Origin of the sequence: Pseudoalteromonas fenneropenaei (assembly GCF_042643375.1) — a bacterium.
Taxonomy (GTDB): domain Bacteria; phylum Pseudomonadota; class Gammaproteobacteria; order Enterobacterales; family Alteromonadaceae; genus Pseudoalteromonas; species Pseudoalteromonas fenneropenaei.
The window spans coordinates 63,493-77,160 of sequence record NZ_JBHRSD010000047.1 but is presented as its reverse complement, the minus strand read 5'-3'; the positions used below and the strand labels follow the sequence as shown (position 1 = coordinate 77,160).

The window sequence follows — 13,668 nt, the reverse complement described above, 5'->3', positions numbered from 1 at the left end:
TTAACCTCGCGGCCGTTGTAGGCTTTGCAGATCCCACGCTTCAATCAAACCATCGCTGTTGATGGTTTCAAATGTCGCACTATCAATAAAGTGTAGGTCAATGATACTGCTTCCTTCTCGCTCAGCCTGTGATATGCCGCTGCCAAGTTCCTCTCCAGTTTGACTATTCCAAATCGAAAGCTGGCCTTTTGGCGCTGTGGTGACTAATAACTGAGAATTTGGCACAAACTCAGCCAACCTAAATGCTTTAAAACGACTCATATAATTAAGCTTAGCGAGAACTTCGCCATCAGCAAGGCGGATCACCTCTTGCGCATCCAATCCGTCGGAAACAAACACCCTAGTAAAATCTTTATCTACCGCTAAACTGGTGATCCTATGCTTATAGGCTTTACTGAACAGCGCTTTAGGCTCTGCAAACTGCCAAAGGGCAAATTGACCATCTAACGAGCCACTCAGCACTTTTTCGCCATTTTGATCGATTAAAAGCTGCGTTACTTTTTGACTGTGCGGGGTAAACTGATGATTTACGCCCGTCGAAAGCTCTGCCATGTTAATGGTGCCGTCTTCCATGCCGACTACGAGGCGTTTTTTATCACTAGATAAGGCTAAAGCTGAGATCCTCGCGAGCGGCGATTGGCCGTAAAACTGTGTCGTTGCGATGAGTTTGTCGTCTGGCAAACGCCAAATCGCGAGTTCATTGTTGCTGGCATAGAGCAAAAAGGTATCGTCTGCTGAAAGTACTAAATGGCGGATCGGACGCGTAATTTTGTCACTCGGTAAGGTTTTCAGCGCTGCACTTGCTTTGCTCCAAAGTTGCACTTGTTCTTTACTATCAAGCCATAGGGTTGTATCACCTTGGTGAGAAAAAAGCGCTATTTTCACTGGCTCTTCCGTCACTTTATTGACGACTGTTGTGTGAAGCGCGGTATTTCCATTACACCCCAACAAGCCTAAAACCGTTGCAAATACCCATAAAAAGCGCGTCACAGAAGGATCATCCATTGTTTAAAACATGACTGTATGGTGGCAATCTTAGTGCTTTGGCGAGTAATTGCTCGCACTCTAAGCGTTTGACCCGATAAACGTACCGCTGTTGCCACCACAATTGATAATTTATTGTAGTGCAACATACATTCCACTTTACAACTATTTTCTAAAATCAGGTCAATTTAATTTGTATTCAATTTAGGCCAGCGAACCATAAAAATTGTAGATAAACATATTATTTACAATAACATACAAATAGATGCAGTTGCAAATCACTCTCAATTACATTAGCATGTATCCAAATTTAATCCATGTAAGATATTGATAATGCGCTCATACCCTTTTCCTTTATCAACTTTATTTACTGCGCTTAGCCTTGCCTTGGCATTGCCTGCTGTAGCACAGCAAAATGATGCCACAACAGCAAAAGACCAAGACATTGAGGTCATCACTGTCAGCCCCAAAGGTCTCATCTCGTATGTCAGTGCGGCGGCGTCTAAATCTGACGTACCAATTGTTAAAACACCAGTATCCGTGTCTGTGTTGACCGCAACACGTATAGCTGATTTAGGTGCAGAAACATTGCAAGACGCTATTGGCTATGTTGCTGGTGTATACAATGGCCCATACGGTGTGGATACACGCGGTGATTGGTCCAAAATCCGTGGTGTTGACCCAATCCAATATCTTGATGGTTTGCAACGCCAATTTGGTCACTATAACAACACCCGCCCTAATCCCTATGGCTTGGAAAGCATTGAGATCCTTAAAGGCCCGTCGTCAGTGTTATACGGGCAAGGCTCAACTGGTGGCATAGTCAATGCCATCAGCAAACAGCCAAAATCAGGTACTTTTGGTGAGGTTTGGGCGCAACTTGGCAATTATGAGCGCAAACAACTCGCGCTTGATTATAATACCGAGTTACTTGAGGATGAGCTACAAACGCGCGTTGTCGCCATGTTCCGCCAGAGCGGCACACAAACTGATTATGTTGACGATAACACGCTATTCTTTGCCCCAAGCCTAGCTTGGCAAGCCTCAGATGACACTAAAATCACTTTGCTTGGCAACTTGCAACGTAATCAATCTGGCTCATCCACTCAGTTTTTCCCACATCAAGGCACTTTGCTAGAGGCACCATTTGGTCAAATCCCCAGCGAGCGCTTTGTCAGCGAGCCGGGATGGGATAAATACGATACCGAGCAAGCTGCACTAACCGCGATACTCGTTCATCAACTTGATGAAGATAGCCATGTTCGCTTTACCACGCGTTACAGCGACAGCGAGTCCGACTATCGTTCAATTTACGCTTGGCCGCCTAAGTTTGCCGCCGATAATCGTACCGTCAAACGCGTCTTGTCAATGCAAGAAGGCACCGCCAGAAGCTGGCTCAGCGACTTGCAATACCATAGCTACATCACGCTAGGTAACACACAGCATAATATTGTGCTCGGTGTCGACCATCAGGATGCAGATACCGATACCGACCGCGCCTCTGGCACCGCTGGCGTGTTAGACTTGTATGCACCTGTATATGGTTTAGTCACTGACTTACCAAGCAGTATCGCCACCAGCGCCAAACCTCGCTACGCGGACACTATCAAAAACCAGCAGCTCGGGGTATATATTCAAGATACTTTCGAATATGAACAATGGGTGGTGAACTTGGCTGTACGCCATGACAATGTCACCAGTAAAATCAAAGCAGCCGATCCTAAGCGCAAAACACAGCAAGCTACAACAGGACGAGTTGGTGTCGTATATCAATGGCAAGGCGGATTATCGCCTTATGCGAGCTACTCAGAGTCATTTAAGCCCATTCTCGGTGAAAAACCACAAGGTGGTCGCTATGAGCCGCAGCAAGGTAAACAAGTGGAAGTTGGGGTTAAATATCAACCTACTGGCACTGAGCATCTGATCACCGCCGCTTTATTTGAGATCAAAGATGAAAACCAGATCCGTCGCGTCGCACCGGACTTTGAAGTACAAGACAGTTCAACTCAAGTAAAAGGCTTTGAGCTCGAAGCCCAGCTTGAATGGCAAACAGTCGACGTTTACGCTGCCTACTCATACACCGAAAGTGAGCAAGATGTCTCGTCATTGACTGCCAATGAACTCGCTGCGCTTTATCTATTTGGCCCAGCCAACATGAAAAGCACTTACCAAAACCAGCTACTGACTGATGGCGCACCTCTGTCTGCAACGCCTAAGCACTTAGCATCGGTATGGTTTACTTATCGTGCCGATGAGTGGCTACCAGGCTTTAAATTCGGTGCGGGTATTCGCCATGTTGGTGAAACCTATGATGGCAGCCGTGGCATTGAACTTGCGAATGGCCAAGTGTTACACAATAGCCTGACCACCGAGAGTTTTGAGCTACTTGATTTAATGTTAGGCTACAGATTCAAGCAATTTGAGCTGAGCTTAAACATAGATAACCTTACCGACAAAACCGTCATCACCAGTTGTCTTGCGCGTGGTGATTGCTTCTATGGTCAACGTCGTACAGTTACGGCGAATCTGAAGTATCGTTTCTAAAAATTCTAGTTGATATGAATAACAGTCAGCAGCAAAAGTTCGCTGCTGACTATATAGATAATGGCGAGCTGGGTCGCTATGCTTGTCTCTATTTTGCCTACTTGAAGCCTCAGCAATGTTGGCTACGCTCGCTCACCCCAACCACATAGTTTATCTATGCTCACGGGGATTGACTCACTTGCCGCCTCACTGTAACTCCAAGTAGCTTGGGCATAACATTGGTTGGCACGGTCTAATTTATGGGGGTATTACAGCGTGCGCTAAACCGCGGAGGGGGTCTAGTCAAACAAGCTGTACACAAATTAAACTTCTCCACTTTTTAGCATAGCTTATTGTTGAGTTTTTTAAAACGATAAAAGTCTCTGACCTCCTGTCATTTCTCACTTTTAATCACTGTTTGATAAATTGTCTCAACAATTCAATGCGTTTTGTCATTAAGGCTTCATATCACCTCAATAGGCTTTAACAGATTATGCTGCGTATGCTTTTCAGCGCGATGTAAACAAAGCATGGTAGGCCGAAAGGAACTATCTTTATTCACTCGACTTACTGACAAAACTCAGCCCGGTTTGCATGGCAAAAATCGCTGTACAAGCGCATGCCGATTCAACACAATGGCAGCCGTTGAAGCCACAGCATTTTCTTTGGAGCGCAAAAGTATGACACAACGCCAGCCTTATTCTGTATTGGTGGTGATCTACAACCAAAGTCATGAGTTTTTGTTACTGCAACGTAGTGACGACCCACTCTTTTGGCAATCTGTCACTGGCGGCATCGACCAAGGCGAAACGCCACTACAAACCGCCTATCGCGAACTCAAAGAAGAAACCGGCATTGATGCCAAAGCACTTGGCCTTGAGATTGTCGCTCATGACCATGTAAATCACTATGAAATCCGCCCTGAATGGCGTCATCGTTATTCAGCCAATGATTATATTAATACCGAGTATGTTTTTAGTATTCAGGTGCCAAACGCAACGCTTGTTACGCTCAATCCAAATGAGCATTTAAATTATTGCTGGCTTGACGCGCAGCAAGCCCTAGATAAGGTTTGGTCTGCCAGCAATCGTGACGAAATCGCCGCTTTGGCGCAACTGTTTCAGCCTAGCTGAGCCCGCAATATAAAGCTTACGGAGTAGCATCAGCCGCAAGTTTAAATAATAAATAATGCCAACTGATGCCATCGCGCAGCATAATATCCGGTTCATTTAAGGCTTCAAATACACACTGTAAACGGGCTTTACAGGCAAGGTTTTGCAGGGCTTGCGGCGTAAGTATGCGGGTTTTTCGGGCTGACAACTCAGCTTCATCCTGACCATGTTTAATGCTAATCACCAATAAGCCATCGCTGCACATCAACTGCTTTAATACTAACAAAGATTGCACTATGGCGGTGTCTTCCAACTGGGTTAGCACTGAGCTAAGTAGGATGAGGTCGAAGCGTTCTTCACGTGGTAACAATTTGCTGAGCCTAGGTAATGCATCATCCACCCACTCAATTGGCAAAGTGCGGGTATAGGCTTCGCCCATACGTCTTAAACTCGCCGCAGGTTCGACAGCAACTACACGCGGTTCATTTCCACTTAGCGCAAAAAACTGTGCATCGCGGCCAGCCCCAGCGCCGACATCCAAAAACGCGGCATGACGCTTTTTTAAGTATGGGGTCAACCAGTGTCGCCACACCCCATGTACGATATCAAAGTCCAAGGCTTGATATTGATTAGCCAGCTCATAAGCATGTTGATTATAAAAATGATATGGCATCTGCGCTGCTCATCGTTATAGATGGTAATGCAGTATAGTTACGTTAGGTAACAGAATTATGAAAAACCGCAACAAACGAGCTAAAAAGCCAATTACCACTCAAGTAATTGGCTCGCAATTAGCAATACCGAGCGCATAGCAGGCAAGTATTATTGCGCTGCGATCCACAGCACGCCTACTTCCTTATTCACCACTTTAACATGCTGACCTTTACGAAGGGGCTCTGTACTTTTTAACTGCCATTGGATCCCAGAATAAGCGTAATGGACGACAGCGCCTTCGTTAACGTCTGCCTCTAACACAAAACTGAGCTCTGCAAAATCGCTATGGACTTGAGAATGGTCTTGTTTATTTTGCAGCTTACGTAACGGCTGCCATAGCAGTAAGGCGAGCACAGCGGTCAATATCGCATTAAGCCACAATGCAGTTAACCATGTTTCTGGTAGCAAGCCAAAATACATCACTACTGCACTGATAATTAACGCTATACCAAGAAACAACAACACAAATGTGGCAAACCCCAGTATCAACACTTCGATACATAGTGCCAATACGCCTAAAATTGCCAGTGTTTCCCAGAGATTTTCGCTGATCCAGCCCATAGCTTAGCCTTTTTGCACTTTGTTTAACGTATTAATAATAGACATACTTTGTGCCACCAGTGCACTTGCGTCTGTACTGCCCTCTGGCAACAACACCACTGATGAATGCTTAGCGATGGCTTCTTTGGCGGCAATGGCTTTGGTGGCTAAATCAAGTTGAATGGCTTTTTGCCCTTCTACGGTATTGGCGGCTTCGCCTACTTGTCTGAGCGCCTCTGCTTGCGCTTCTGCAACCGCTAGTATGGCACGCGCCTCACCTTCAGCACGGAGGATCTGCTCTGCCTTTTCCGCTTCGGCTGCCAGTACTTGGGCCTGCTTTTTACCTTCGGCAACGTTGATTGCCGCTTGTCTATCCCCTTCTGACTCAAGAATTTGCGCGCGCTTTACCCGCTCCGCTTTCATTTGCGCTTCCATCGCCTCCATAACCGAGTTTGGCGGCACTATATCCTTAATTTCGTAACGTAATACCTGAATACCCCAAGGATCTGAAGCTTGGTTGATAGCCGCTACAATATTGGTGTTCAGTAAGTCACGCTCTTCAAAGGTTTTATCCAGCTCCATTTTACCAAGTTCACTACGCATTGTCGTTTGCGCCAACTGCGTCACAGCAAAAATATGGTCATCTACGCCATAGGTCGCTTTGTATGGATCAAGCACCCGAAAATACAGGACGCCATCAACAATTAAGGAAATATTATCACGCGTGATAGCAGACTGAGACGGGACATCAATTGCCTGCTCCTTTAAACTGCGGTCCGCAGCAACTCTATCAATAAAAGGTACGATAAAATTTAGGCCCGCTTCTTTGGTCGATTGAAACTTGCCGAAGCGTTCAACTATCCAAGCGCGGTTTTGTGGCACAAATTTTATACTGCTTTTTAGTACAATGAGCACAAAGATCAGCAAGAAAAAATTAACGCTCAGAAAAATATCGAGTATATCGGTTGGTTGGTCCATCTTATTCTCCAGTTTTTTGTTCCTGAAAACAGCCTAGCAGTTGTGTGCGGTGGCCGCCAGAGATTTTTGTTCCAGTAACAACAGTGTAAAATTAATGTAAATATTTCCATTGACTTTACCTTGTTTAGCGTTAGATTAGACAGTATGAACTTAACAGACAACCAAGTTCAGATTTTTTACCCAGTGAGTTTTAACGTGGCTTCGGCCACGTTTTTTTATGCATAAAAACATGGCGCGGAATCGCGCCATGTTTAATGTAGTGTGACCTTACTTTTGAACCTGAGTAAGTGTCCTAACTTCTTACCCGAGCATCAGGTTATTTAAGGTCAGCTAGCAGTACTTCAACCGTTTTTGCAAGTTGCTTGTCTTCACCTCGCACCAGCGAATTTGGGTCGTTGTTCACCACAACATCCGGTATTAGGTCGCGGTTTTCTTGCAGGTTTCCGTCGTTGTCACGCATGCCCACTTGTGGAATACCAAACACTAAGTCACCCGTAAATTGCGTTTCCCACCAAACCGCAGTGCCCGTTGCCGCCACTGGCATACCAACCAATTTACCCAAGCCAAGCTGTTTGTAAGAATACGGGAATAAATAAGCATCTGAATAATTACCTTCGCTCACAATCACCGCCGACGGGCGATACCATTTACCAAGTGGCTCTGCACCTAATTGTTGACCACGTGGCACAAAGTCAAAATACTTTTTACCAGAAAGTAGGGTATTGAGGTCCTCATGCAACCAACCACCGCCATTAAAGCGCGTATCAACAATCATGGCCTCTTTATCAGCATAGCGGCCCAACATGTCGTTATAAACCGTCTGGAACGAGCGAGTATTCATGGCTTGCACGTGCACATAGCCAATCCGCCCGCCGGACAAAGTCTCAACCAGCGCTCGGCGCTGCTCAACCCAGCGATCATAACGTAAATGATATTCGTCACGGCTGGTAATCGGTCTGATCACCTGATCAAAGGTCTTTTCGCCATCAGAGACGCTAAGACGCAGTCTTTGCCCGGCTTTGTGATCTAACAAAGCATAAGCATTGACTTGCGGCGTCAATGCAACACCATCAATGGCGGTTATTACCATGCCAGCTTTAACTTTACTGTTTGCTTTATCTAATGGGCCTTTGGCCATCACTTCACTGATTTTTAAACCGTTGCCCTGATAGCTTGAGTCAAAAAACGCCCCTAACGACGCGGTATTGCTACCGCTTGGCGTTGGGCGATAGGAAGCACCAGTATGGGAGGCGTTGAGTTCACCTAACAATTCGCTCAGCAAAGTGGCGAAGTCACGCGGATGGGCAATGCCAGCAAGCTTAGCTTGATAAGCGGCTTTCATGACATCCCAATCAACCCCATGCATATCTTTCACATAGAATTTCTCTTTGGTTTGACGCCAAATATGCTCAAATAAATGTTCACGCTCCGCCGCTTCATTGACTATCACTTCTGCAGCAAAGTTAATTGCCGTCGGCTTTCCTGAACTCAGCTCGACTTTACTCAATTTGCCACCGGTTAGGACATAAGCAAATTTTTCGTCTTTATCGACTTTCATACTCGCGCCATCAGCGCCCAGTTTTGCAACTAAGGCCGTCGTACCTTCATTAAAGTCACGTTTCCAAAGGTCAAAGCCTTGCTCAAATTGCGCAAGATAGTAAAAAGTTCGACCATCCTTAGTTAAATAAGCGCCAGATAGGTCAGCGCTATGTTGGGTAAGACGAACATTGCGCTCTTGAAGATAACGTAAGTCAATCTCGATAGCTGTGGTTGAGGTCTTATCAACTGCAGCATCTTTACTATCTTTACTTTCGTCGTCTTTAATTGCATCGTCTTTGGCTTTTTTGTCTGCCTCTGCCAACTCTTGCTCAAGCGCATAGTCTTCTTTACTGAGCTTAAACTTATCAAAACTGCGCTGGTTTAAAAACGTTGCCAGTACGTTGCTTTCACTACCCCAACTGCCATGTGCTCGACGTCCATACTTATCGCTGAACCACAGCAGTGCATTGCCATCCATCGCCCACATGGGCTCTGAGTCACCATAGCCACTTTGAGAAATGTTGATAGGCTCACTATTACCATCGGCCGCGACAATGCCTACGTCTGTCATCCAACGTTGTTGCGCAAGGTAGTGCGTAGCTAACCATTTACCATCTGGCGACCACGCAAAATATTGGTCGCCATCTGCGTAAGAATAATTGTACTTTTTGTCCAGTACGGTGCGGGTTTTACCACTTTCAAGATTAAGCACTTTAATCGCTGCGCGGTTAGCTAGATAAGCAACCTCTTTACCATCTGGCGAATAAGCGGGTTGGAAGGTTTCATCTTGGTCTGCAAGTAAAGCTTGCTCTGCAAATTGCGTTGCAGCAAAGAAGTACTTATCGCTTTCATTGACCAAAGACGTGGTATACAAATTCCAACTGTTATCACGCTCTCCCGCATAAAGTACTGAGCGTCCATCCGGAGAAAACGATACATTACGCTCTTGTTCTGGGGTGTTGGTTAATCTAACAGTCGTGCCGTATTCTATCGCGGTAACATAAACATCGCCGCGCACCACAAATGCGACTTCCTTACCATTTGGAGATAATGCAAACTCGCTAGCGCCGTTGTTTTTAACTTGGCGCTCCATTGCATTACGATTGCTATCAATCGCAATTTCAATATTAACAAGTACAGGTTTACGGCTGCCTTTGTCCAAACGATACACATTACCATGGTAGCTGTAGACGAGATTTCCTTGCTTGTCGGCACTTAAATCACGTACTGGGTGGGTGTCGTGCGAGGTTAACTGCACTGACTTTTTGCTATCAAAATCATATTGATAAACATTGTAAGTACCATGTTGCTCGGAAAGGTAGTAAAAACCTTGGTCTTTATCGCTCCATACTGGGTCACGGTCTTCACCATTAAACTCTGTCAGTTGTTGACGTGTTTTGGTTTTGGCGTCCCACAGCCAAATATCACGCGTAATTGAACTGGTGTGTTTCTTACGCATTGGGTCTTCATAGCCCTTTGCGTCTTGATACAGCAGTTTGTCGCCCTTGCGGTTAAAACGTGCTTTTTCCATGGCTAAGGTATCTACTTGCACTGGCGTACCGCCACTCAATGCGACTTGGTAGGTTTCTGAAAGCACACCGTAGGGGAATTGCGCTGACTTGGCATCGTCCGTGCGTAAGGAAGTAAACAACACAGCTTTACCATCGCCAGTAAAATCACTCGGGATATCATTGGCAGAATGGTAGGTTAAGCGCTTTGCAACGCCGCCGCTTGCTGGCACCACAAAAATGTCGAAGTTGCCATAACGATCTGAGGCAAAAGCCAGTTGTTTGCCATCGGCCGACCAAACTGGGTAGCCATCGTAGGCTGCATGTGTCGTTAATGGCTGTGCTTTACCGCCTTTGGCAGCAACCACATATATGTCGCCCTGATGAGCAAAGGCAATGGTTTTGCCGTCGGGAGAAAGCGCGGTTTGGCGCCACCAATTGCTATCAATTTGCTCCGCAGCAGATAATGCTACGCTACCAAATGCCCCTGCAGCCATGATCACTGCAAAAGCTGTACGGCTCAAGTTCGCCATAAAATCCCTCGTTTTATTATATGTGTATCTAGGGTGTGAATACTTAACTTACTGCAACAAAAACAAACTGCAAAAGTCAACACGCGCTAATAGTTACCGAGGTTATAACATGTCTGTGGTTTTCAATGTTGAGTAAAGCGGTCAATCAACCTATATAAATGTAAAGAATTGTGTCAAATCGGGCTGCAAAGAAAATGTGTAGTTTGATTAATGTGACGAGCTGTTTTGGCGGCTCAGGCATGACTTTTGTTCATTAAAAAAGCCACGCAAGGTGCGTGGCTTGGCATTGCTTGGGTGTAATAGCAATGTAAATTGGTTAGGCTGCAGCGCTATCTGATCCTTGCCCTAAACGAATTAGGTAATCAAATGCACCTAGGCTTGCGGTTGCTCCACTGCCCATGGCAATGATGATCTGTTTAAATGGTGTGGTGGTTGCGTCACCTGCGGCATAGACGCCTGGGAGCGTAGTTGCGCCTTTCGCGTCAATCACAATTTCACCAAAACGTGTGAGTTCAATACCACTGTCTTTTAACCAGTCAGTATTTGGCACTAAACCGATTTGGACAAAAATGCCTGCCAGTGCAACCGTTTTTAATTCGCCAGAGGTTCTATCTTTATAAACTAAACCCGTGACTTTGTTACCATCGCCCAGCACTTCTGTGGTTTGCGCACTTTTGATAATGGTTATGTTAGGTAAGCTTCTCGCTTTACGGATCAAAACCTCATCCGCTCTTAAGGTATCAGCAAACTCCAATACCGTAACGTGCGAAACGATGTTAGCCAAGTCAATTGCCGCTTCAATACCTGAGTTACCACCACCAATCACAGCGACTGGCTTGCCTTTAAATAATGGGCCGTCACAGTGTGGGCAAAATGCCACGCCTTTACCTTTATATTCTTGCTCGCCCGGCACATTCATGGTTCTCCAACGCGCTCCCGTTGCCAACACCACCGACTTAGCTTGTAGCACTGCGCCATTTTCAAGCTCAATTTCAAGATGTTCGCCACGTTTTAATGATTTTGCGCGCTGACTTTTCATAATGTCGACGTCGTACTCTTTAACATGCTCTTCTAAATGCGCGACCAGTTTTGGTCCTTCGGTAGCCTTAACCGAAATAAAGTTCTCAATCCCAACAGTATCGGCTACTTGGCCGCCAAACCGCTCTGCCACCACGCCAGTATTTAAGCCTTTACGTGCTGAGTAAATCGCCGCTGCTGAGCCTGCTGGGCCACCACCAATCACTAACATGTCAAAGACATCTTTGTTATTTAATGCCGCCGCTTGTTTAGCACCGGCGTTTTTATCGACTTTATTTAAAATTTCAGTCAGGCCAATGCCACCTTGCGAAAATGGCTCACCATTTAAGTAAACGGTTGGCACCGCCATGATGTTTTTTGCGCTCACTTCCTCTTGGAACAATGCGCCATCAATCATAGTGGCTTTCACCTTCGGATTTAATGCGGCCATTAAGTTGATTGCCTGCACTACTTGCGGACACGTTTGGCAACTGAGTGAAATATACATTTCAAAATTTAATTCTGTTTCTAAGCTCAGGATAGACGCTTTGTCTGCATCGCTGACTTTAGCTTGATGCCCTCCACTGTGTAGTAGTGCCAGCACCAAACTGGTAAATTCATGCCCCATTGGAATACCAGCGAAGGTGATTTCGGTATTGCGGGTTGGGCTAACCACCGTCATTGACGGAATACGTTGCTTGTCTGTTGCTTCTTTCACTGTAATAAGCGAACTTAATGAAGCGAGATCATCTGCTAACTGCTTTAACTCTTGAGATTTTTTGCCTCCATCAACAGCGATGACCAACTCAATTGGGTCAGATAGCGAGTTAAAGTGGCTTTTTAATTGGTTTTTAATGTTGTTATCTAACATGGGTTTAGTCTCAACTGCTGTCATTTAGAGGGGCTCGGTTGAGCCCCAAATTTGCTTAACGGGTGTAAAATCGCTTAGATTTTGCCAACTAGGTCAAGTGATGGCGCTAATGTCTCATCACCTGGTTGCCAAGAAGCTGGACATACTTCACCGTCATGGCTTGCAACGTATTGTGCCGCTTGTACTTTACGTACTAGTTCTTTGGCGCTGCGGCCGATACCGAGGTCGTGCGTTTCAACCACTTTGATTTCACCTTCAGGGTTAATCACAAACGTACCGCGCAGCGCTAAACCTTCTTCTTCGATCATCACACCAAAGTTGCGAGTGATGCGGCCTGTTGGGTCACCAATCATTGGGAATTGGATTTTCTTAATAGTGTCTGACGCGTCGTGCCAAGCTTTGTGAGTGAAATGCGTGTCAGTTGATACTGAGAACACTTCAACACCCATACCTTGTAGTTGCTCGTAGTGGTCTGCAAGGTCACCTAATTCGGTTGGGCACACAAACGTGAAGTCTGCTGGGTAGAAGAATACGATTGACCATTTGCCTAGCAAGTCTTGCTCGCTTACTGGTACGAATTCGCCATTGTGGTAAGCCGTTGCTTTGAAAGATTGAATTTTTGTATTGATTAAAGAAGACATAAGTATTTCCTCACTTGTATTTAAGATAATAAAATTAAGCCACTCAGGTCAGGTTTAGGTAAGCTGGCCTTGTTAGCTTTCGATGGCATAAAGATATCGCGAGAGAATTAATTAATGAAATGGATTGATTAGATTGCAGTAATCGATATTTTAGATTGATCTATACTTTCCCCCATTCTCTAGCATGTCTTTGCAAGTAAATTTGCATCAATGGGTTAAATCGCTGAAAATTAACTAACTTAGACCAACGAGCCAGCACATGCACCAGTATTACACTCACATTCAACTTGCCTACTTCGGCTTTATACCTTTCTTGCTCTCAGTTGCTTGGCAATTAATGGCTGGCGCCAACCACAGCGCAATCCAGGCGTTTTTGTTTTACAGTGTTGCGGTGATGGCGTTTTTGGCGGGTAATCTTTGGCGAGCTGGCGAACAATCTGAACGCGCTGCGCGCTTAAGTGTGTTGGCAGTTTTGCCCGTGCCTGCGCTGGTGTTTGTTGCCGTAGAGTGGCAAATCGCGTATTTGGCTTTCTGTTATTGGCTAGTATTAGGGATTGAAAAGACGACGCCTGCATGGCAAAACTATCATCCAGAGTACAAAAAAATGCGCTTGCTACTGACGTCAGTGATCTTTGTCTGTCATTTATTCCAAATTGCCATGGTATTTGCGCTGAAAACACCTTAAACAGAGCATGAAACGCATTGTCC

The 13,668-nt window shown here is 45.5% G+C and carries 10 protein-coding genes; 3 read left to right on the top strand and 7 right to left on the bottom strand.

Translation table 11 applies throughout. The features are described from left to right. Positions 1 to 1,005 (bottom strand): WD40 repeat domain-containing protein, encoded by a 1,005-nt coding sequence (locus tag ACFOEE_RS19730; RefSeq protein WP_377128606.1) that lies wholly within the window; start codon positions 1,003 to 1,005, stop codon positions 1 to 3. Positions 1,006 to 1,317: 312 nt separating this feature from the next. On the opposite strand from ACFOEE_RS19730, the gene ACFOEE_RS19725 reads away from it, so the two are divergent. Both ACFOEE_RS19725 and nudB read left to right on the top strand, forming a co-directional pair. Further along, the gene (locus tag ACFOEE_RS19725; RefSeq protein WP_377128603.1) at positions 1,318 to 3,528 is read left to right on the top strand and encodes a TonB-dependent siderophore receptor; all 2,211 of its coding nucleotides are present in this window, start codon (positions 1,318 to 1,320) and stop codon (positions 3,526 to 3,528) included. 659 nt (positions 3,529 to 4,187) lie between these two features. Beyond that, on the top strand, positions 4,188 to 4,640 hold the full coding sequence (gene nudB / locus ACFOEE_RS19720) for a dihydroneopterin triphosphate diphosphatase (protein WP_377128600.1): 453 nt from the start codon (positions 4,188 to 4,190) through the stop codon (positions 4,638 to 4,640). Between the two features lie 16 nt (positions 4,641 to 4,656). Here the strand turns inward: nudB and ACFOEE_RS19715 are convergent, their stop codons facing one another. The 6 genes from ACFOEE_RS19715 to ahpC all read right to left on the bottom strand — a co-directional run bounded on the left by ACFOEE_RS19715 (position 4,657) and on the right by ahpC (position 12,960). Beyond that, a complete protein-coding gene (locus ACFOEE_RS19715; RefSeq protein WP_377128597.1) occupies positions 4,657 to 5,292 on the bottom strand; it encodes a class I SAM-dependent methyltransferase in 636 nt (211 codons plus the stop codon). 149 nt (positions 5,293 to 5,441) lie between these two features. Beyond that, on the bottom strand, positions 5,442 to 5,894 hold the full coding sequence (locus tag ACFOEE_RS19710) for an NfeD family protein (protein WP_377128594.1): 453 nt from the start codon (positions 5,892 to 5,894) through the stop codon (positions 5,442 to 5,444). A gap of 3 nt (positions 5,895 to 5,897) precedes the next feature. Continuing rightward, the gene (locus ACFOEE_RS19705) at positions 5,898 to 6,851 is read right to left on the bottom strand and encodes an SPFH domain-containing protein (RefSeq protein WP_377128592.1); all 954 of its coding nucleotides are present in this window, start codon (positions 6,849 to 6,851) and stop codon (positions 5,898 to 5,900) included. 316 nt (positions 6,852 to 7,167) lie between these two features. After that, the gene (locus tag ACFOEE_RS19700) at positions 7,168 to 10,431 is read right to left on the bottom strand and encodes a S41 family peptidase (protein WP_377128589.1); all 3,264 of its coding nucleotides are present in this window, start codon (positions 10,429 to 10,431) and stop codon (positions 7,168 to 7,170) included. 316 nt (positions 10,432 to 10,747) lie between these two features. After that, complete coding sequence (gene ahpF / locus ACFOEE_RS19695; RefSeq protein ID WP_377128772.1) at positions 10,748 to 12,319, bottom strand: alkyl hydroperoxide reductase subunit F; 1,572 nt, start codon at positions 12,317 to 12,319, stop codon at positions 10,748 to 10,750. A gap of 74 nt (positions 12,320 to 12,393) precedes the next feature. After that, positions 12,394 to 12,960 (bottom strand): alkyl hydroperoxide reductase subunit C, encoded by a 567-nt coding sequence (gene ahpC / locus ACFOEE_RS19690; RefSeq protein WP_377128586.1) that lies wholly within the window; start codon positions 12,958 to 12,960, stop codon positions 12,394 to 12,396. A 259-nt stretch (positions 12,961 to 13,219) separates the two neighbouring features. On the opposite strand from ahpC, the gene ACFOEE_RS19685 reads away from it, so the two are divergent. Beyond that, a complete protein-coding gene (locus ACFOEE_RS19685) occupies positions 13,220 to 13,645 on the top strand; it encodes a DUF3429 family protein (RefSeq protein ID WP_377128583.1) in 426 nt (141 codons plus the stop codon). The last annotated feature ends 23 nt before the right edge of the window (positions 13,646 to 13,668 follow it).